Origin of the sequence: Janthinobacterium sp. MP5059B, assembly GCF_001758645.1 — a bacterium.
Lineage (GTDB): Bacteria > Pseudomonadota > Gammaproteobacteria > Burkholderiales > Burkholderiaceae_D > Janthinobacterium > Janthinobacterium lividum.
Window position 1 is genome coordinate 236,914 of record NZ_LRHX01000020.1, and the last position, 20,022, is coordinate 256,935.

The following is a 20,022-nucleotide window of genomic DNA, read 5'->3' on the forward strand; positions in this document are numbered from 1 at the left end:
AGCACGCACCGGCCCGGGGCACTACAGGGCGCCGTCTTCCAGCGCCGGTGCCGTTTCCGGCGTCATCATGTGACCGAGCTTGCTTTGCTTGGTATTCAGGTAATGCTGGTTGAAGGCGTTGCGGTTGACCAGCAGCGGCACCCGTTCGGCCACCGTGATGCCCAGCGCTTCCATGGCGGCGATCTTGCGCGGGTTGTTCGTCATCAGGCGCAGGCTGTGGATGCCGAACTGCGCAAACATGGGTTTGCACAAGGTGTAGTTGCGCGCGTCGGCCTTGAAGCCCAGCTGTTCATTCGCCTGCACCGTGTCGGCGCCCGCCTCTTGCAGGCGGTAGGCGCGGATCTTGTTGATCAGGCCGATGCCGCGCCCTTCCTGGCGCAGGTACAGCAAGATGCCGCGGCCTTCCTCGGCGATGCGTTTCAGGGCGCCTTCGAGCTGGGCACCGCAGTCGCAGCGCTGGGAAAACAGCACGTCGCCCGTCAGGCACTCGGAATGCACGCGCGCCAGCACCGGTTCGCCGTTGCCGATATCGCCCAGCACCATGGCCAGGTGTTCCTTGCCCGTGGCGTGCTCGACAAAGGCGTGCAGGGTGAACTGGGCCCACGGCGTCGGCAGTGCGCAGGAAGTCGTGTAATCCAATTCGCCTGTCGCCAGGATGTCTGCGCCGCTTTGCATGGTTGTGCTCATATAAGTAATTATCAAAAATAAAAGGCGCGCGACACCACTCCGGTGCCGGCGCGCCTTGCCATCATACCAAAAAGCAGGGAAACGTTTTCCCTGGCTGCCATTCGGTCGTTGCAATGTCTGGTGATAAGCCTTACTTAGGGACACTTCCTCCTTTTACAAGGTGAACTGCTGGCTTTGCCTGGCGGATGCCGCCGCCAGGCACGGGACATCAACTGCCGATGCGTCCGCCGTCGTTCTTGGTGATCACGATGGTGGCCGAGCGGGGACGCTTGCCGGCGCCATAGCCGGCGTTGGCCGGCCACTGGCTCGTGTATTTGGACGGATCGCCGATATTCGCCAGCGAGGTGTTTTCACCCGGGTGCTGGATGTTGATGAACATGGTCTTGCCATCGGGCGTTTCGCTGATGCCCGTGATTTCCGAGCCGACCGGTCCCACCAGGAAGCGCTTGAGCGTGTCGGCAGTGGGTTTCTTGCCGATGAAGGTGTCGACCGCCAGGTTGCCGCCGGCCGCCGTCGCGTAGTTCAGGGTGGACTTGGCGCCATCGCCGACCTTGCCGGGAATGGCCGCCAGCATCATGCAGTTGGTCACATCCGTGTAGGCGCCATCGTCGGTCTGGATCCAGCAGATGCCCGTGTACGGGCTGAAGGCCAGGCCGTCCGGGCTCGAGAAATCCTGATCGGCCGTCAGGTTCGACAGGTTGATCTTGCTGGCGTCGGCGCCGCTTTCGGCGCCAAACAGGTAGACATCCCAGGTAAAGCTGGTGGCCGCGGCCGCGCCCGTGCCTTCCTTGAAGCGGATGATGTGGCCGTTCGGATTGCCGTTCTGCGCGCTGCTGCCCTTCATGTCCGTGTAGGCGCGCGGATTGGCGCTGTCCGGCGCCAGCTGCGACGAGCCGCTCGGATTGACGGTGCGGTTCGAGTTGTTGGTCAGCGTGTAATAAATCTCGCCATTCGCAGGATTGACCGAGCACCATTCCGGACGGTCCATCTTCGTCGCGCCCACGGCGTCGGCCGCCAGGCGGGCGTTGACCAGCACGTCGGCCAGGTCGGCGAACTTGTAGGCGCTGTACGCCTGGATCAGCGCGTTCGACATGGCCAGCTCGATCCACTGGCCCGTGCCGTCGGCGGCCAGCTTGGCCACGTACAGCTTGCCCGAATCGAGGTATTTGTCGCCGGTGGCCATGCGGTCGGCCGGGTTGGCGTCCGCGGCGGCCCAGACGGCGGTCGTGACGAACTTGTAGATGTATTCGTTGCGCGAATCGTCGCCCATGTAGACGGCCAGCTGCTGGCCCACGGCCGGCACGCTGAAGGCGGCGCTTTCATGCGCGTAGCGGCCCAGGGCCGTGCGCTTGCGGATAGCCTTGGTCTTGTCGTACGGGTCCATTTCGACGATGTAGCCCATGCCGTTCAATTCATTGCGGTAGTCGTCGCTGCCGTTGCTTGATGCGCCGATCTTGCTCAGGTTCCAGCGCGCGTACTTGTCGTCGCTGCCGCCCGTTTCCCAGCCGTGGCGCGAGGCGCCGCCCTGGCTGCGGCCATAGCGATTCAGCGAAACGACGGACTTGTCGCCGCGCGCCGCATTGTCGGTGGCCGAGCGGGTGAAATAGCCGGCCCAGTTTTCTTCGCCGGAAAGGTAGCTGCCCCATGGCGACTTGCCCGTGCCGCAGTTGTTGATGGTGCCGCGCGTCTTGGTGCCGGTCGGCGAATACTTGGTCACCACGAGGGCGTTGCCGCGTACGGGGCCGGCAATCTCGATGTCCGTCAGCGGCGTGACGCGGCGGTTGAAAGCGGAATCGTTGACGGTGGCCCAGGCGCTGCCCGTCTTCCTGACTTCCACCACGCTCAGGCCGTGGACGGCCACTTCCTTGTCGACTTCGGCGGCGGGACGCGGCAGCGTGGTGGTGCCGCCATTGACGTGCAGGAAGTGCGAGGACAGTTTTTCGTCCGTGGTCGCTTCGTGGTTCATGGCCAGCAAGCCCCGTTCCGCGCCGGACGCCAGCGGCGCGCCAGCGGCGGAGAGGCCGTAGTATTCCATGCCGTCGTGGTGGTCGCCGGCGCGGTTGTCGAAATCGGTATCGCTGCCGTCGTTCTTGTAGGCAGGCGTCGCCGCGCGCAGCGAGTCGCCCAGCGCATACAGGGCGGTGGCCGTGTAGCCGGCCGGCACCGACACGACGTCGGCCAGGCTTTTCGGCACGGCCGTGAAGGCCAGCAGTTTTTCGGGCGTCGGCGTTGGCGTCGGCGTGATGGCGACCGCATCGCTACCGCCGCCGCAAGCGGACAGGCCCATCGAACCCATGACGGCGGTAGCGGCCGTGACGGCGCTGCCGCGCAGCCAGTTGCGGCGGCTCAGGCGGGCGTTCAGGATGCTGTTGAAGTGGTTGTCGTGGGACGCGTTGCTGTCAATGTCGTTCAGATCGGTGGCGCTGATGGCCAGATCGTTGGGCTTGTTCATGGGCTGCGATGTCCTGTGGTTGCGTGATTTAAAGGCAACCGCATGATAGTTGTCGAATGTGACAGCGCCATGTCAGCTTGATGACAAAACGGTGACAGGCTGCCGGCCCGGCGGGCCGCGTCCATGACGGGCCCGTTCGGTCAGGCAGCCTTGGCCTTATTTGGCCTGGCGAAAACCGCGCTCCACCAGCAACAGCATGCCGCCGAAGATGGACAGGTTCTTCAGGAAATTCGTCAACTGGTCCTGGAAGTGGGCCGCGTCGGCGCTCCAGAAGGCGTGGAAGATCAGCGTGGTGGGGATCAGGAACAGCGCCAGGGCCAGCGCCGCCCAGCGCGCCTGCCAGCCAGTGATCAGCAGCAGGCCGCCGCCCACTTCCAGCACGATCACGCCCACCAGCAAAATATTGGCGATCGGCAAGCCCTGGCTGGCCATGTAGCCGGCCACGCCCGTAAAGCCGCCGATTTTCAGCAAGCCCGAGACAAAGAACAGCACGCCAAGGGCGGCACGGCCGAGGGGCAGCAAGACGTTGCTTCTGTTTTCCATGATTTTTCTCTTTTTCTATATTGATCAATTATTTGGGTAAGTCGAAGACGAGGAATTCCGCGTCTTCCGGCTGCGTGATGATGACGCTGGCTTCCTGCGTCAGTTTCAGCGCATCGCCCGCTTTCAATGGCGTGCCGTTGACCACCAGGCTGCCGCGGATCAGGTGCACATAGGCGAGGCGGCCTTCGTCGAGCGCATGTTCGGCCTGTTCGCCTTCCTGCAGGATGCTGGCGTAGATGGCCGCATTCTGGTGGATCAGCACGGAACCCTGGCGGCCGTCGCTCGAGGCGATCAGGCGCAGCTTGCCCCGTTTGCTTTCCGGCGTGAAGTGTTTCTCTTCATAGCTGGGCGGAATGCCCGTCACGTTCGGCTGGATCCAGATCTGCAGGAAGTGCAAGCCATCCGTTGCCGAGTGGTTGAACTCGCTGTGGCGCACGCCGCTGCCGGCGCTCATGCGCTGCACATCGCCGTAGTGCAGGACGGAGCCCGTGCCCATGCTGTCCTTGTGTTCCAGCGCGCCGTCGAGCACATACGAAATGATTTCCATGTCGCGGTGGCCGTGCGTGCCGAAACCCTGGCCTGGCGTGACCCGGTCTTCATTGATCACCAGCAAGGGGCCAAAGCCCATGTGCAGCGGATCATGGTAGCTGCCGAAGGAAAAGCTGTGGTGGGAATTGAGCCAGCCGTGGTTGGCGGCGCCGCGTTCTTCGCTATGACGAATCTGTAACATGGTGGACTCCGTTTCTATAAGTTAATGTGCGATAATTTCGAAGGACCGTTGCCTGGCGCTGTGCCGTGGCGTCTTTTCTGCCCCTCGCTGTACGATGAACAAAGTATAGGCCCCTCTGCAGAGAAAGAAAAACGGAAAATCTTGCGACCTATGATCGAAAAAATCGAATGTTAAGACTGAGCCTGGAAGCCCTGCAAATCGTTGGCGCCATAGACCGCCGCGGATCGTTCTCGTCGGCCGGCAAGGAGTTGCATAAAGTCCCGTCCACCATTTCCTATACCGTGGCCAAGCTGGAAGACGACCTGGGCGTGCAAGTGTTCCAGCGCAATGGCCCGAAAGTCATACTGACGGCGGCCGGCCAGGAATTGCTGAAGGAGGGCCGTTATCTGTTGAAGGCGGCGCAGGACCTCGAGCACCGCGTGCGCAGGGTGGCGTCCGGCTGGGAAACGGAATTGTCCATCGGCATCGACTCCATGTTTTCCGCCGTGGCCCTGGCCGACGACGTGCGCGCCTTCTACGACGTGGCGCAGCAGACGCGCCTGCGCCTGTCGCAGGACACCCTGTCGGGTACGTGGGAAGCGCTGCTGGACCGGCGCGCCGACTTGCTGGTGGGCGCGCCCGGCGACGGGCCGGCCGGCGGCGGCTATATCGCGCAGCCGATCGGCATGCTCGACTTCGTCTTTGCCGTGGCGCCCACGCATCCTCTGGCCCAGGTGCGGGAACCCTTGTCGCGCGGCCACCTGCAGCAGTACCGGGCCGTGGTGGTGGCCGATTCGGCGCGCCAGATGGCGCCGCGCACGGTGGGGCTGCTGCTGGGGCAAGATGCCTTGAGCGTGCCGAACATGCAGGTCAAGTTCGACTACCAGGTGCTGGGGCTGGGTTTTGGCTTCCTGCCGGGGCCGTGCGCCCGCGCCGCCATCGCGCGCGGCTTGCTGGTAGAAAAGGCCGTGGAAGAACCGAAACCGTCGGAAACTTTTTACCTGGCCTGGCGAGTGGGCGAGGATGGCGCGGCATTGCGCTGGTGGATGGCGCGCATGCGCGAACCGGATGTGTTTGCCCGCCTGGCGCAGCATCTGCCGGGCCATTCGGCGTAGGCCTTAAAATGTTGACATACGCCAACACTTTTAAGTTACCATATTCACAGTATTTCCCGCCCGACCTCCATGCCCCATAGTGGGATTTTGATGATTACACACACCGCAGCGCCCCTGATATGTTCCCCTGACCTGGCTCTAGAGTGGGGTTGCCATGCTTGAGGCGAAGGTTGCGCTGTGCCTGCGCCTGGCCCAGGATGCCCGTGAACAGGCGGGGCCGCAGCAGGCCGCCACCATGGCGCGGCTGGAGGAAGAACTGGAGCGGCTGCGCGGCGCCAGCCGCCCCGTGGTGCGCGTGGCGCCGGCCGACGCCTTGCTGGAAATCGATCCCGATGGCTTTTTGATCGGCTGGAACCATGGGGCCGAACAGATGTTCGGCTATTCCGAACTGGAAGCGCTGGGCCAGCACATCCTGTTTTTGTATCCTGAAGACGACGCGGAAGCGAGCGTGCTGGAACTGCATTTCACCCAGGGCGACGTGGCCACCGATGTGCGCCGGCGCAAGAAGTCGGGCATGGTGACGTGGTTGCGCATGCACCGCCACGTGATCCACGACCAGGCCGGCAAGGCGTGCGGCATGGCCGTGCGCCTGTCGGCCATGAGCGAGCCGCTGTCCGACGTGGACAAGGTCAGGTTACACGCGCGCATCATCGAAGACAGCGAGCAAGCCGTGCTGATCACGGATGCGGAAGAGCGCATCGTCTCGATCAACAGTTCCTTCAGCCGCATCACCGGCTATTCGCCGGCAGAAGCCATCGGCCGCACGCCGGACTTGCTGCGTTCTGGCGTGCACGACCCCGATTTCCGCGCCAAGGTGCGCGCCGCCATGCGGGGACACGGCTCCTGGCGCGGCGAAATCATCGGCAAGCGCAAGAATGGCGAACTGTTCCCGCAAGACGTCACCATCAGCGTCGTGCGCGACGAATTCGGCGAGATCAGCCACGTGTTTTCCCTGTTTTCCGATATCTCGGTGCACAAGGATGCCGAAGCGCGCATGCAGCGCATGGCCAACTATGACAGCCTGACGGGCTTGCCCAACCGCTGCCTGCTGAACCAATTGGTCGACCAGGGCCTGGCCGAAGCGAAACGGCAGGGCACGCATGGCGCGCTGATGGTCATCGACATCAGCCGCATCGGTTCCATCAGCGACACGCTGGGCCATGAAGTGGGCGACCAGCTGGTGATCGCCATCGGCCAGCTGTTCCGTGGCGCCCTGCGCGACGCGGACATCCTGGCGCGGGTCGACAACAGCAAGTTCGTCGTGGCCCTGCTGCATATCGAAAAGCGCGAACACGCGGCGAATGTGGCGCAAAAGCTGCTCAATTTGCTCGAAGCGCCGATCAATATCGATACGCACGCCCTGCACGTGGGAGCCAGCATCGGCATCACCGTGTATCCGGAAGACGGCCTGGAAGCGCCGGCCCTGTTCCGCTTTGCCGACGTGGCCGTGTCCAAGGCAAGCCAGACCATCGAATCGACCTTCCTGTTTTACCGCGAAGACATGAACCGCCGGGCCAAGGAACATTTGCGGCTGGAAAGCGAAATGCGCCTGGCCTTGGGCGACAAGGAGCTGGAATTGCACTACCAGCCGAAAGTGAGCCTGGCGAGCGGGCGCATCGTCGGCGCGGAAGCCTTGCTGCGTTGGAAGCATCCGATGCGCGGCATGGTCTCGCCCGGCGTCTTCATCCCCGTCGCCGAGGAAACCAGTTTGATCCTGGAGCTGGGCACCTGGGTGCTGGACGAGGCGTGCCGCCAGATCCGCAGCTGGGAAGACCGGGGCCTGCACATGCCGGCCATCGCCGTCAACCTGTCGGCGCGCCAGTTCGATGAACAATTGCCCGCGCGCATAGCGGCCGTGCTGGAACGCTATGGCGTGCGGCCCGACCAGATCATGCTGGAAATCACGGAAAGCCTGTTGATGCGCGGCGCCGACAAGGTGATCGACATCATGAACCAGCTGGTGGCCATGGGCCTGGCGCTGGCGCTGGACGACTTCGGCACCGGCTATTCCAGCCTGGCCTACCTGAAGAAATTTCCCATCAGTACCTTGAAAATCGACCGCTCCTTCGTCATCGGCTTGCCCTTCGAGGAAAACGATTGCGCCATCGCCCGCGCCATCGTCACCATGGCGCAGCAGTTGCGCCAGGAAATCGTCGCCGAAGGGGTGGAAACGGCCGAACAGATGCGCTTCCTGCGCGAACTCGGTTGCGACCAGTTGCAAGGCTATCTGTTCAGCCCGGCCGTGCCGGCGGCCGAGTTCGAGCTGATGTTCGATGAAGGCCGGCAGTTGCGGCTGGAAGAGCTGGCCTGAGCCAGCGATTGTCAGACCTTGAGTCGTCCACGGAAACCCCGGCTCGCATAATACGATTCGGCGCCATTGTGGTAGACGAAGACCTGTTCATAGCGGCGGTCGCAAAACAGGGCGCCGCCCAGCGCCCGGATGCTGTCCGGCGTCGCGATCCAGCTCGAGGTTTTGCGGTCGAACGGTTCCAGTTCCTGCAACTGGCGGTATTGTGCCTGCGTCAGCAATGCGATACCCATCGCTTGCGCCATGGCCATGGCGCTGCCGCACGGCTTGTTGGCCTTGCGCGCGGCCAGGGCCGCGGCATCGAAACACAGGCTGCGCCGGCCGATGGGACTTTCTGCGGAGCAATCGCAAAACGTGACGGCGCCCGTGTCGCCGGCATGCCCGATGACGTCCGGTTCGCCGCCCGTGTCTTCCATTTGCCGCAATACCGCCAGGCTGGCGGGAGCGGCCTTCAAGCGCGCCAGCACGCTGTCCCACGTCAAGTCCGCATGGCGGTGCATGTGCTGGCTGAAGCGGGTTTGCAAGGTGTGGATCAAGTCATCGTGCATGACGCGGCTCCCTGAAGTTTTAACGATATCAACGATAGGGCCGATTATAAGACGCGATGCGGCCGGGCGGCGCTCATCCCAGCTGCACTTTTTCCAGCAGATAATCGAGCATCACGCGCACCCTGGCCGGCACTTGCAAGCCCGGTCCCACGAAGACGGCGTGCACGAGTTCCTTGTCGCCCGGATTGTAGTCCTGCAGCACGGGTATCAAATCGCCTTGCTCGATATCGCGCAGCACGTGCTGGCGCGAAAAGCGTCCCAGTCCCATGCCTGCCAGCACCAGCTGGCGCATGCTTTCGCCATCGCTGACGCAGGTATTGCCCTGCGGCGCCACCTGCACGGTGTTGCCCGCCTCATCGAGAAAGGGCCAGGTTTCGTTCTGACAGCGGAAATTGAAGGCCAGCAGATTGTGCGTGGATAAGTCCTGCGGCGTGCGCGGCAGGCCGTGCCGTGCCGCGTAGGCAGGCGACGCCACCACGACCATCGCGTCTTCACCCAGCTTGCGCGCCACCAGGTTCGATTCCTTCAGCTTGCCCGTGCGGATGGCGATGTCCGTGCGGTCTTCCAGCAAGTCGACGATGGCATCGCTGACCACCACGTCAAGCACGATGTCGGGATAGCGCTGCGCGAATTCGGGCAGGATGGGCAGCAGATGGCGCACGCCGAACGGCACGAAGCAGTTGATGCGCAGGCGCCCGCGCGGCGCCGCGCCCTGGGCCGCTTCGCGCTCGGCGCCATTGATATCGTCGAGGATGCGCTTGCACTGCACGAAGAAGGCGTCGCCCTCGGGCGTCGTGTGCAGCTGGCGCGTGCTGCGCTGGAGCAAGCGGGCGCCGAGCCGCGCTTCCAGGCGATTGACGAGTTTGCTGACGGCCGACGGCGTCAAGGCCAGGCGGCGCGCGGCGGCGGAAAAGGCGCCCGTTTCCACCACGGCCACAAACACGGCCATCTCGAACGCGCGGTTGATGTCTTGCCTGGCCATTATTGAATCCATTTCACAGGTGTTTCCATTATTGGAGTCTATATCAAAAGCGTTTCCATCGATACACTGGCTGGCTTGAACTCTGCCGGAGAAATACCATGACCACCGCAAGCCCTGTTTCCCCTTCAGCCAGCAAGATGCCGCCCGGCGTGCTGGCGCTGGCCGTCGGCGCCTTTGCCATCGGCGTCACCGAATTCATCGTCGTCGGCATCCTGCCGACCATTGCCAAGGATTTGCACATTTCCATCGAATCGGCCGGCTCGCTGGTGAGCCTGTATGCGCTGGCGCTGGCCATCGGCACGCCGCTGCTGGTGCTGCTGATGTCGCGCCTGCCGCGCAAGGCGGCCTTGCTGGGGCTGATGAGCGTGTTCCTGGCCGGCAACCTGCTGGCCGCCTTTTCGCACACGTTCGAACTGTTGTTGCTGGGACGGGTCATCACGGCCGTGGCGCACGGCACCTACTTTGCCATCGGCGCCACCGTGGCCGCCAGCCTGGTGGAGAAGGCGCAGGCGGGCAGGGCGATTTCCGTGATGTTTGCGGGCCTGACGTTGGCCATGGTGATCGGCGTGCCGTTCGGCAGCTTCCTCGGCAACCTGATGGGCTGGCGCTTGCCCTTTTTTGCCGTCGCCGTACTGGCTGCGCTGGGTCTGGCGGCAATGGCGCGCTGGCTGCCGGCCGGCTTACAGCAGGGCAAGGGCGGCAAGGCCATGACGCAGCTGGCGGCCCTCGGCAGCGGCCCCATCCTGACCATGATGGCGGTGACGACGTTTGGCTTTGGCAGCAGCTTTGCCGCGTTCACGTTCATTACGCCCATCCTGACGGATGTGACGGGGTTTTCCGCCACCATGGCCAGCGCCTTGCTGATCGTGTTTGGTGCCGCCACCTTTGCCGGCAACCTGGCGGGCGGCTACCTGACCAGCCACCTGGGCTGGCAAAAGGCCTTGCGTGCGATGCTGCTGTTGCTGGCCGTCACGCAAGCGGGCGTTGCCTTGAGCATCAGCTCGCCATGGATGATGACGGCGATGCTGTTCGTCTGGGGCGTGTTCGCCTTCGGCCTGTCGCCCGCCCTGCAGGCCGGCATGCTGGCCACGGCCGAGCGCTATACGCCGCAAGCCGTCGATTTCGCTTCGGGCCTGAACATTTCCGCGTTCAATCTGGGCATTTCCTTCGGCTCCATGCTGGGGGCGCTGATGGTCTCGCGCCAGTTGATGGCCTCGTCGCCGTGGGCCGGCGTGGCTGCCGCATTGCTCGCCTTGCTGCCGCTGGCGTGGCTGGCGCGCAAGAACCTGGCCGCCCATGTGGCGGGTGCTGCCGCGCACTGAGGTTCAGGTATGCACGGCGGCGGCCGGCGCCCGTTTCTGGCGCTGCGCCATATAAGAGCTGCCCATCGATGCCGCCATGATCATGGCGATGGCCAGCCATTGCGGGGCACCGAGGCGCTCGTCGAGCAGGATGTACGCCAGCATGGCTGCCACGGCCGGTTCCATGCTGCTCATGATGCCGAACGCTTGCGGCGTCAGCCGCTTCAGGGCCACCATTTCCAGCGAGATCGGGATGGCGCTGGAAATGAGGGCCACGCCCAGCCCCACGGCCAGCACGACAGGCGAGAGCAGGGCGGCGCCGCTGTGCATCACGCCGACGGGCACGACCACCAGGGCAGCCATGGCCAGGCCCAGCGACACGGAGTGGCCCGCATGCAAATGGCTGGCGCGCTTGCCGAAGACGATATACGAGGCCCAGCAGACGGCGGCGCCCAGTGCGAACAGCACGCCGGTAGGATCGAGGTTGCTGACGTCGTGGCCGAGCGGCAGCAGCAGCGCCAGTCCCGCCACGGCCAGGCCCACCCAGACGAAGTCGATGGAGCGGCGCGAGGCGAGCAGGGCCACGGCCAGCGGGCCGGAAAACTCGATCGCCACGGCGATACCGAACGGAATCGTGCGCAAGGCCATGTAGAAGCACAGGTTCGTCAAGCCCAGCGCCGCGCCGTACAGGGCCACGGTGCGCAGGTCGGCGCGGCTCAGCTGCCAGCGCCACGGGCGCCAGAACAGCAACAGCAGCAAGGCGGAAAAGCCCACGCGCACGGCCGTCGTGCCCTGTGCGCCCACCAGCGGGAACAGGCTGTGCTTGGCCCATGACGTGCCTAGTCCCAGGCAGGTGACTGAGCCGAGGATGGCCAGCAGGGGAATCAACGAGGAATAGCGGCGTAATGGCATGGTGATAAAAGGCTTGATATCGGAATAGCGAAAGTTTATTGTGTCTGCTCCGATATTTGCACTGCATTTTGACCTTCATGACGCAACTTTCGCTCACGCCTTCCCTTGCCCTCGATACCTTCGACCTGGCGATCCTCGACATCTTGCAGCGCGATAACACGACCTCGCAGCGCGAAATCGCCCAGGCCGTGCACCTGTCCGCACCGGCCGTGCAGCGGCGCATCCGCCGCCTGCGCGAGAGCGGCGTGATCCGTCATGAAGTGGCCGTGCTCGACGCGAGCCGCCTGGGCCGCCCCCTGATCCTGACGGTGGAAGTGCATTTGCACGACGAGCACCCGCAGCGCACGGCCGGCATGCGCGCGCGCATCATGGCCGAGCCTGCCATACAGCAGTGCTACGGGATCACGGGCGAGGCGGACTACCTGCTGATCATAACCGCCAGCAGCATGGCCGAATACGAAGCGCTGACGGAACGCCTGTTCGGCGGCGACGACAATATCCGGCGCTACCGCACCTCGGTGGCCTTGACCTGTCTCAAGATGGGCTTGTACGTGCCGCTGGGATAGAGAAAAGGCCAGGCAGATGAAGCTATCCAAAAGCAAGCAAGCCGCCGTGACGGCAGCCATGCCCGCCAGCCTGTCCGCCGCCGTAGCTGCTTATCAATGGGCGCGCGACAGCGGCGGCGAGTCGGACGCTGCCGTCTACCGCCTGCATGGCAGGGACGGTGTGCCGGACCTTTACCTGAAGCACGGCAGGGGTTGTGCCGCCACCGACATCGCCGACGAACTGGCGCGCCTGCGCTGGCTGGCGCAATACCTGCCCGTGCCTGCCGTGGTCGAGTTCGCCCGCGTGGCAGACCCGGAGCAGGCATGGCTGTTGATGACGGCCATCCCAGGCACAACGGCGTCAGCGCTGCTGGAAGCGAACCCTGCGCTGGGCTTCGCCGTGGTCGACGCGCTGGCGGCCTTCCTGCGCCGCCTGCACGCGCTGCCCGTGAGCGACTGCCCGTTCGACGCCGGCCATGCTGCCCGGCTGCCCCAGGCGCGCCAGCGCATCGATGCGGGCCTGGTCGATGCCGGCGATTTCGATGCCGGGCGGGCAGGCTGGACAACGGAGCAAGTGTGGCTGGCGCTGCAGGAGTGTCTACCCCTCGCACCCGACCTCGTCGTCACGCATGGCGATTTCTCGCTGGACAATATCCTCCTGCACGAAGGCGCCGTCGTCGGCTGCATCGATGTGGGACGGGCAGGCGTTGCCGACCGCTATCAGGACCTGGCCATCGCCTGGCGTGGTCTCGGTGAGTTGGACACCTCGCTACAGCAAAGGTTGTTGCGGCAATATGGGATCCTTGATGCCGATCAAGGCAAGCTGCAATATCACTTGCTGCTCGACGAGCTGTTTTGAATGCGATCCGCGGGTAGCCGCCGCCTGCGTTCCGGGAGAATCAGCAGGATGAATGTGGGAGCCGAATGATGGGTGAGCAAGAAAATTCGCGTCTGCTTGAGCCTGGCCTTCTTGCTGCCTGGCTGGCTGCACGTTCCATTGCCCGTGGCTTGGCGTTGCCCGTGCCGGATCACGGCGGGTGGCGCGTCGATACGGGCTTGCCAGGTGAAATCCGGCGCCATGTTTTTTCGGGACCTGTGCCAGGCATCAGCGTGCTGGCAGCCTCGATTGAGCATCCGCATATTTTCATCAAGATGTGTGGCTCTGGAGAACAATTGCTCCGCCTCTTGCCGGAGCGATGGCAATTGCTACCCGGAGGGTTCTTCATGACGCATGAAGGCAGGTTGCAGGCGCCAGCTCTGCCGGTCGGGTACCTGCTTGACGTCACGACGTCGCAGGCCATCACGACGGCGCGCATTCTGACCGGCGATGGCGCTGTTGTCGCCAGTGGCCATGCCGTCGAATATGCGGGCGTTTTTGTGTTTGACCGCATCGTCACCGAAGCCGGCCACCGGCGTCGGGGGCTGGGGCGGGCGCTGATGGCCGCGCTGGCTGCCAGGCAAAGGTCGGGCGGTGCGCGCCGGGTGCTGGTGGCAACGGAAGATGGGTCGAAATTGTATGCGAGCCTGGGTTGGCATACTCAGTCGCCGTATTCGACGGCAACCATCATGTAAGGCCAGGATATTGCCCTTCCGCACGTGGATGCTGGCAGGCCAGGTCCCAGCTCACGGCTCGTCGCGCTCGGCATCGCGTTCCCGGCAGCTCAATGACGCGTAATGGCCTTTCGGCATCCGGGTCTTGATGGCGACGTCGTTCAGCGCATGTTGCACATCGACAGGGTCGGTCAAGGTGCAGCGCTGGGCGCGGGCGAACGCTTGCAGCTTCTGCGTGTTGCCGCGCACCTTCACCGTCACGCCGGCCCCGGGGCTGACACAGCAGCCGATGTATTGCGTGATGTATTCTTCCTCGATGAGCACCAATTCATGCCCCATGAAGCTGGCGGGCTTTTTCAGCAGGTAGTAATCGGTGTAGTCGGCGCGCTGGTCGGGGTGCTTGCCGATGTAGCCTTCGCGCATGTAGGCGGCGATGGCCTTGCCCGAGGTGCCGACTCTTTCCGTGGTGCCTTTTTTCAGGTGCAGCGCATGGATCAGACCGCTTTCAAGGCCTGGATCGGCCGCGGCGAAGGCGCTGGCGCAGCTGGCCGCCAGCAGAAACGAGCCGATCAGGCGGCGGGTGCGGCGCCATTCAAGCATGGGATGGATTGCTGGCATACATTTCACGTGAAGAAGAGAAGAGGCGCAGTGTAGCGCACGCCACGCAGTGCGCATGGCACAATGCGTGATCCGCACGCCACGTGCCCTCATCCCAGGACTTTCATGACCCGCGCCATCCTTGACGAAGCCCAGATCCATCCCGCCGCCCGCCCCTTGATCGGCAGCAAACACAAGGACATCGTGCGCGAGGTGCAGGCGGCCATCGCCGCGCACCAGGTGGTGGTGGTCGGCATGGCGCTCAATCCGTTTCCGCGCAAGGCGCGCAAGATCCTCGACGTGCTGGGCACGCCCTACCAGTACCTGCAATACGGCAGCTATTTGAACCAGTGGCATCGCCGCAATGCCCTCAAGATGTGGACGGGCTGGCCCACGTTTCCCATGGTCTTTGTCAACGGTGTGCTCATCGGTGGCGCCAGCGAGCTGCAAAAGCTGGTGGAAAATGGCGAGTTCAGCGCCATGCTGGCAAAGAAGGTGCGCCAGTTTTAGCCTGCCTTATTCCCCAGGCCGCCACGGCGATTTGCGCGTGCGCAAGGGGTCGAGCAAGCTGCGCAAATCGTTGTGATCGAGCTCGTACATCAGCGCAATCAAGCTGCCCAGTTCGCCCGAGGGGAAGCCCTCGCGCGCGAACCAGCCCAGGTAGTGGCCCGGCAAGTCGGCCAGCAAGCGTCCCTGATATTTCCCATATGGCATTTCGCGCGTGACCAGCAGCGCCAGTTTTTCTGAATTCATGGTGGTGATCCCGTGTGGATGCGGCCAGTGTAGCAGACCGCTCTATTGTTGATTTGTGCGCAACTATCTTCTGCCTGATGAGGTGTTTTTCGAAACAAAGAAAACCCCGATACTGCATGCCAACATCATTTATCGGAGTTTGCCATGCCCATTGCCTTGCTCGCGCTGACCCTCAGCGCATTTGCCATCGGAACCACCGAGTTTGTCATCGTCGGGCTGTTGCCCACCATCGCCGCGGACCTGGGCGTCAACCTGCCATCGGCCGGCTTGCTGGTCAGCCTGTATGCGCTGGGCGTCGCCGTCGGCGCGCCCGTGCTGACGGCCCTGACGGGCAAGATCCCGCGCAAAACATTGTTATTGTCCCTGATGGTCTTGTTTACTTTGGGTAATTTGCTGGCGTGGAAATCGCCCGGCTACGAAACCCTCGTCATCGCCCGCATCCTGACGGGTCTGGCACATGGCGTGTTCTTTTCCATCGGCTCGACCATCGCCACGTCCCTGGTGCCGAAGGACAAGGCGGCAAGCGCAATTGCCATCATGTTTACGGGCCTGACCGTGGCCCTGGTGACGGGCGTGCCGCTGGGCACCTTCATCGGCCAGCATTTCGGCTGGCGCGAAACCTTCCTCGCCGTCTCGGCCCTGGGCCTCGTGGCGTTCATCGGCAGCCTGCTGTACGTGCCATCGAATATCGCCCACAGCAAACCGGCGTCCTTGCTGCAGCAAGTGCAGGTATTGGGCCAGCCGCGCCTGCTGTTGGTGTATGCGATGACGGCCGTCGGTTATGGCGGCTCCTTCATCGCCTTTACCTACTTGGCGCCGATTTTGCAGCAAGTATCGGGTTTCAGCGCGGGCGCCGTGGGCGTGGTGATGCTCGTGTATGGCGTGTCCGTGGCGTTCGGCAATATCTGGGGCGGCAAGCTGGCCGACAAGAAAGGCCCTGTCAGTGCCCTGAAACTGATCTTTTTACTGCTGGCGGCCGTCTTGCTGCTGTTGACCTTCACGGCGCCGCATCCCGTGCTCGTCGTCATCACCGTGCTGCTGTGGGGCGCCGTGGCCTTCGGTAACGTGGCGGGCCTGCAAGTGTATGTCGTGCAGCAAGCCGAGCACTTCACGCCCCGCGCCGTCGATGTGGCTTCGGGCCTGAATATTGCCGCTTTCAACCTGGGCATCGCCGGCGGCGCCTGGGGCGGCGGCTTGATCGTCGAACACCTGGGTCTCGTGCACACGGGCTGGATCGGTGCCCTCGTCGTGCTGGGCGCGTTCGGCTTGACGGCCTTGAGCGGCCGGATGGATAGGCGCTATCCCATCCCCGTGCGTGCTGGCGGTGAAAAGTCGATCCATGCGGTGGGGCATTAAATTTCTGGCGGCCCGGCCTGTACAGTAAGTTTCTGGCAGAAAACATCAAAACGGGCGAGAATAGGGCTTACCTTCCTCTGGCCCATTCTCCCCATGTCCGATACAGCAACGTCACCCCTGCGCTTGCGCGCCGCCATCAATCCGAAACCGCTGGGCGTTGCGCTTGTGCTCATCCTGCTCGGCGCGTGGTACCTGGCGCACACGGTCGGCATCAACCAGGCCGCGCTGTATGTGGTGGGCGCCTTGCTCGGCATCACCCTGTATCACGCGGCCTTCGGTTTTACGTCCGCCTGGCGCGTCTTCATCGCCGATGGCCGCGGCGACGGCTTGCGCGCGCAAATGCTGATGCTGGCCGTGGGCGTGGCGCTGTTCTTTCCCGCGCTGTCGGCCGGCACCCTGTTCGGCACGCCCGTCGCGGGCCTCGTTTCTCCCGCCGGCACTTCCGTCATCTTCGGCGCCTTCATCTTCGGCATCGGCATGCAGCTGGGCGGCGGTTGCGCGTCCGGCACCCTGTACACGGTTGGGGGCGGCAGCACGCGCATGCTCATCACCCTGGCCGCCTTCATCGTCGGCTCCGTGATCGGCACGGCGCACATGCCGTTCTGGACGGCGCTGCCGCAGCTCCAGCCGATTTCCCTCGTGACGACCCTGGGCCTGGCGCCCGCGTTGGCGCTGAACTGGATCGTCTTCGCGCTGATCGCCGGCATCACGGTGCTGGTGGAAAAGCGCCGCCATGGCAAGCTTGTCGCCACGCCACTGCGTCCGGCACAGGCGTCGCCCTGGCTGCACGGCCCGTGGCCGCTGGTGGCGGGCGCCGTTGCGCTCGTTGTGCTGAACTTCGCCACCCTGGCGCTGTCGGGCAAGCCGTGGGGCGTGACGTCCGCGTTCGCCCTGTGGGGCGCCAAGGCCGCCTCCGTGGTCGGCATCGACACGACCAGCTGGGCTTACTGGTCGACCAAGGCGAATGCCGCCGCCCTGGTCGCTCCGTTGACGCAAGACAAGACTTCCGTGATGGACATCGGTATCGTGCTGGGCGCCATGCTGGCGGCGGCGCTGGCCGGCCGTTACGCGCCCGTATGGCGCATCCCGCGCCGCTCGATCATCGCCGCCGTTGTCGGCGGCTTGCTGCTCGGCTATGGCGCGCGCCTGGCCTACGGCTGCAATATCGGCGCGTATTTCAGCGGCATCGTCTCGGGCAGCCTGCACGGCTGGCTGTGGCTGGTCTGCGCCTTCCTGGGCAACGTCATCGGCACGCGCTTGCGCCCGTGGTTCGGCCTGGAAGTGGAGAAAGTCAAACCGACCGGCTGCTGATTCTATAATTGCCGATTGAATGTCCGTCGCCGGCCAGTGCCAGCGAGGGCGATGCATGCATGAATGGGAGCAGCACGGATGGATGTAAGGTACCAGGCGTTTTTACACGCATTTCCCCCAGCGCAGCGGGTGACGGCCGATGCCGGCAAGATGGCCGCCTTTACGGAGCAGGCGCTGGGTGCGGCTTTGCCCGAAGAACTTGCGGCAGTCTTGCGGCAGGTGGGTGGTGGCTATTTCGGCAGTAATGACCTGTATGTTTTTGGTGATGGCGATGGACCCGCGCCGCGTGATTCGTTTCAGGACTGGAATCGTAAAGATTTCTGGCCGGATATTTTCCCCTGTCCTGCAGAGGGCGGTCCCGTGTTCTTTGCCGAGACCTGTTTTGGCGATCAACTCGGCTATCGCTACGACGGCAACAGTGTGCTCTATGTGCTGTTCGCCATTGATACCTTTGAGGCGTTCGTGATTGCGCATAGCGCACAGGAATTGTTTGAACAGGTGCTGACGGACCCCTTTGCCCTGGTCGATGCGCGGCGCTTGCTGGCGCTGGAAAGCCGGCAGGGACCACTGCGCCAGGGCATGCATTATGCGCCGCTGTCGAGCCCGTTGCTGGGTGGTGGCGGCACAGCAGACAACTTTTGCCAGGAAACGCCGAATGTGCATTTCAGAACGGCGCTGGCCGCTTTGCATGCCGTGCGGGCCGCCTCAGGTGGCTAGCGGGTCAGTTAGCGGACGCGGTTTTTAGGCGCCCGCCAGCAACAGGCGCGGCAATCCAGTGTATATTGCCGCCCACCTTGTTCATCGCCGTATCCTCCATGTCCCCCCTCATCCTGTTTGCCGTTGTCCTCGCGTATTTCCTGATCCTGCTGGCCGTGGCGTGGCGCACGTCGCGCCATGCCACCAACGACAGTTTTTTCATCGGCAACAAGGACAGCAACTGGATGCTGGTGGCCTTCGGCATGGTGGGCACGACGCTTACGGGCGTGACCTTCATCAGCGTGCCCGGCGCCGTGGGGAGCAATGGTTTCGGCTATGTCCAGCTGATGATCGGCTATGTGCTGGGCTATCTGGCCATCACCTTCATCTTGCTGCCGCTGTACTACCGGCTGCAGCTCACGTCGATTTACCGCTACCTGGAACTGCGCCTGGGGCGGCGTTCCTACCAGAGCGGGGCGGCGTTTTTTATCCTGTCGCGGCTGCTGGGCGCCACGGCGCGGCTGTATCTGGTGGTCAATATCCTGCAAGCGACCATTCTCGATAGCCTGGGCGTGCCATTCTGGCTGACGTCGTGCGTCGTGCTGCTGCTGATCCTGCTGTACACGTATGAAGGCGGCGTCAAGACCATCGTCTGGACCGATACCCTGCAAACGGCGTGCATGCTGGCGGGCCTCGTGATTTGCAGCGTGTTCCTGCTGCGCGAGATGGACCTGTCGCTCATCGACAGCCTCGAGCGCATGCGCGCGCAAGGCCTCACGCGCATCTTCACCACCGACCCGGACAGTCCCGCCTATGTCTGGAAGCATATCCTTGCCGGCATGTTCATCACCATCGCCATGACGGGCATGGACCAGGAGATGATGCAAAAGAACATTTCCGTGCGGACCTTGCGCGATTCGCAAAAGAACATGCTCAGCCTGACCGTGGTGCTGACCGGCGTGCTGCTGCTGTTCCTCTTCCTCGGCGGCTTGCTGCACCTGTATGCGCCGCTGGCGGGTGTCACCGCGACAGGGGATAAACTGTTTCCCGCCGTGGTACTCGGGCATTTCCCCGCCGTGGTGCAGCTGATCTTCTTCATCGCCCTCATTTCCGCCCTGTTTCCCAGCGTGGACGGGGCGTTGACGGCGCTGACGTCCACCTTCTGCATCGATATCCTCGGCGTGCAGCGCAGGCGGGATTTGAGCCCGGCGGCGCAGATGCGCTGGCGCCGCCGCGTGCACCTGGGGTTTGCCGCACTGTTTTTGATCCTGATCATGGCCTTCAAATGGCTCGATGATCCCAGCATGATAGTCGTGATCCTGAAGCTGGCCAGCTATACCTATGGTCCGCTGCTGGGCTTGTTCGCTTTTGGCCTGCTCAGCCGGCGTGGCGTGCGCGACCGCTGGGTGCCTTTGGTGGCTGTGGCCGGGCCGCTGCTGTGCGCGCTGATCGAAGGGGAGCAGGCGCTGCTGTTCGAGCATTACCGCATCGGCCTGGAATTGCTGATACTGAATGGTTCCCTCGTGCTGGGCGGCCTGTTCCTCATTTCCACGCCGCCAGGGCAGGGCGCCCAAAGCGCGCAATACTTGTCAAAATAAGACGAATCCCAAGACGATCGCAGCCATTTTCAGCTATATTGATTTCCTTTAGGTACAT

At 63.5% G+C, this 20,022-nt stretch carries 20 protein-coding genes; 11 read left to right on the forward strand and 9 right to left on the reverse strand.

The window, feature by feature from the left end; genetic code table 11:
• Positions 1-21: 21 nt before the first annotated feature.
• From ribA to JAB1_RS25005, 4 genes are all read right to left on the reverse strand, one after another.
• On the reverse strand, positions 22-675 hold the full coding sequence (gene ribA, locus JAB1_RS24990; RefSeq protein WP_034749940.1) for a GTP cyclohydrolase II: 654 nt from the start codon (positions 673-675) through the stop codon (positions 22-24).
• A gap of 220 nt (positions 676-895) precedes the next feature.
• Positions 896-3,139 carry a PhoX family phosphatase gene (locus tag JAB1_RS24995; RefSeq protein ID WP_070282173.1) on the reverse strand — a complete coding sequence of 748 codons (2,244 nt, stop codon included), beginning with the start codon at positions 3,137-3,139 and terminating at the stop codon, positions 896-898.
• A gap of 156 nt (positions 3,140-3,295) precedes the next feature.
• On the reverse strand, positions 3,296-3,682 hold the full coding sequence (locus JAB1_RS25000; RefSeq protein ID WP_070282174.1) for a DoxX family protein: 387 nt from the start codon (positions 3,680-3,682) through the stop codon (positions 3,296-3,298).
• 28 nt (positions 3,683-3,710) lie between these two features.
• Positions 3,711-4,412: a pirin family protein gene (locus tag JAB1_RS25005; RefSeq protein WP_034779472.1), complete on the reverse strand. Its 702-nt coding sequence runs from the start codon at positions 4,410-4,412 to the stop codon at positions 3,711-3,713.
• Between the two features lie 167 nt (positions 4,413-4,579).
• Between JAB1_RS25005 and JAB1_RS25010 the strand changes: the two genes are divergently transcribed.
• Together JAB1_RS25010 and JAB1_RS25015 are read left to right on the forward strand one after the other, a co-directional pair.
• Positions 4,580-5,506, forward strand: a complete 927-nt coding sequence (locus JAB1_RS25010) for a LysR family transcriptional regulator (protein WP_070282175.1) — start codon at positions 4,580-4,582, stop codon at positions 5,504-5,506.
• 154 nt (positions 5,507-5,660) lie between these two features.
• Positions 5,661-7,817, forward strand: a complete 2,157-nt coding sequence (locus tag JAB1_RS25015; RefSeq protein WP_070255576.1) for an EAL domain-containing protein — start codon at positions 5,661-5,663, stop codon at positions 7,815-7,817.
• An 11-nt stretch (positions 7,818-7,828) separates the two neighbouring features.
• On the opposite strand, the gene JAB1_RS25020 is transcribed toward JAB1_RS25015, so the two are convergent.
• On the reverse strand, positions 7,829-8,362 hold the full coding sequence (locus tag JAB1_RS25020) for a DUF4256 domain-containing protein (protein WP_070282176.1): 534 nt from the start codon (positions 8,360-8,362) through the stop codon (positions 7,829-7,831).
• A 73-nt stretch (positions 8,363-8,435) separates the two neighbouring features.
• Complete coding sequence (locus JAB1_RS25025) at positions 8,436-9,344, reverse strand: LysR family transcriptional regulator (protein ID WP_070282177.1); 909 nt, start codon at positions 9,342-9,344, stop codon at positions 8,436-8,438.
• Positions 9,345-9,442: 98 nt separating this feature from the next.
• On the opposite strand from JAB1_RS25025, the gene JAB1_RS25030 reads away from it, so the two are divergent.
• Positions 9,443-10,666 (forward strand): MFS transporter, encoded by a 1,224-nt coding sequence (locus JAB1_RS25030; RefSeq protein ID WP_070282178.1) that lies wholly within the window; start codon positions 9,443-9,445, stop codon positions 10,664-10,666.
• A 3-nt stretch (positions 10,667-10,669) separates the two neighbouring features.
• On the opposite strand, the gene JAB1_RS25035 is transcribed toward JAB1_RS25030, so the two are convergent.
• A complete protein-coding gene (locus JAB1_RS25035; RefSeq protein WP_070282179.1) occupies positions 10,670-11,557 on the reverse strand; it encodes a DMT family transporter in 888 nt (295 codons plus the stop codon).
• Between the two features lie 77 nt (positions 11,558-11,634).
• Between JAB1_RS25035 and JAB1_RS25040 the strand changes: the two genes are divergently transcribed.
• From JAB1_RS25040 to JAB1_RS25050, 3 genes are all read left to right on the forward strand, one after another.
• Complete coding sequence (locus tag JAB1_RS25040; RefSeq protein ID WP_070255798.1) at positions 11,635-12,123, forward strand: Lrp/AsnC family transcriptional regulator; 489 nt, start codon at positions 11,635-11,637, stop codon at positions 12,121-12,123.
• Between the two features lie 16 nt (positions 12,124-12,139).
• Positions 12,140-12,961, forward strand: a complete 822-nt coding sequence (locus tag JAB1_RS25045; RefSeq protein ID WP_070282180.1) for an APH(3')-I family aminoglycoside O-phosphotransferase — start codon at positions 12,140-12,142, stop codon at positions 12,959-12,961.
• A gap of 68 nt (positions 12,962-13,029) precedes the next feature.
• Complete coding sequence (locus tag JAB1_RS25050; RefSeq protein WP_070282259.1) at positions 13,030-13,674, forward strand: GNAT family N-acetyltransferase; 645 nt, start codon at positions 13,030-13,032, stop codon at positions 13,672-13,674.
• A 51-nt stretch (positions 13,675-13,725) separates the two neighbouring features.
• On the opposite strand, the gene JAB1_RS25055 is transcribed toward JAB1_RS25050, so the two are convergent.
• Positions 13,726-14,253, reverse strand: coding sequence for a hypothetical protein (locus tag JAB1_RS25055; protein WP_070282181.1), 528 nt, complete (start codon positions 14,251-14,253; stop codon positions 13,726-13,728).
• Positions 14,254-14,376: 123 nt separating this feature from the next.
• Between JAB1_RS25055 and JAB1_RS25060 the strand changes: the two genes are divergently transcribed.
• Positions 14,377-14,760 carry a glutaredoxin domain-containing protein gene (locus JAB1_RS25060; RefSeq protein ID WP_070282182.1) on the forward strand — a complete coding sequence of 128 codons (384 nt, stop codon included), beginning with the start codon at positions 14,377-14,379 and terminating at the stop codon, positions 14,758-14,760.
• Between the two features lie 6 nt (positions 14,761-14,766).
• Here the strand turns inward: JAB1_RS25060 and JAB1_RS25065 are convergent, their stop codons facing one another.
• Positions 14,767-15,003, reverse strand: coding sequence for a DUF3820 family protein (locus tag JAB1_RS25065; protein WP_034749909.1), 237 nt, complete (start codon positions 15,001-15,003; stop codon positions 14,767-14,769).
• Between the two features lie 144 nt (positions 15,004-15,147).
• Between JAB1_RS25065 and JAB1_RS25070 the strand changes: the two genes are divergently transcribed.
• From JAB1_RS25070 to JAB1_RS25085, 4 genes are all read left to right on the forward strand, one after another.
• On the forward strand, positions 15,148-16,359 hold the full coding sequence (locus JAB1_RS25070; RefSeq protein WP_070282183.1) for an MFS transporter: 1,212 nt from the start codon (positions 15,148-15,150) through the stop codon (positions 16,357-16,359).
• Between the two features lie 93 nt (positions 16,360-16,452).
• Positions 16,453-17,670, forward strand: coding sequence for a YeeE/YedE family protein (locus JAB1_RS25075; RefSeq protein ID WP_070282184.1), 1,218 nt, complete (start codon positions 16,453-16,455; stop codon positions 17,668-17,670).
• Between the two features lie 63 nt (positions 17,671-17,733).
• The gene (locus JAB1_RS25080; protein ID WP_217494321.1) at positions 17,734-18,387 is read left to right on the forward strand and encodes an SMI1/KNR4 family protein; all 654 of its coding nucleotides are present in this window, start codon (positions 17,734-17,736) and stop codon (positions 18,385-18,387) included.
• A 98-nt stretch (positions 18,388-18,485) separates the two neighbouring features.
• The gene (locus JAB1_RS25085; RefSeq protein ID WP_070282261.1) at positions 18,486-19,964 is read left to right on the forward strand and encodes a sodium:solute symporter; all 1,479 of its coding nucleotides are present in this window, start codon (positions 18,486-18,488) and stop codon (positions 19,962-19,964) included.
• Positions 19,965-20,022 lie beyond the last annotated feature (58 nt).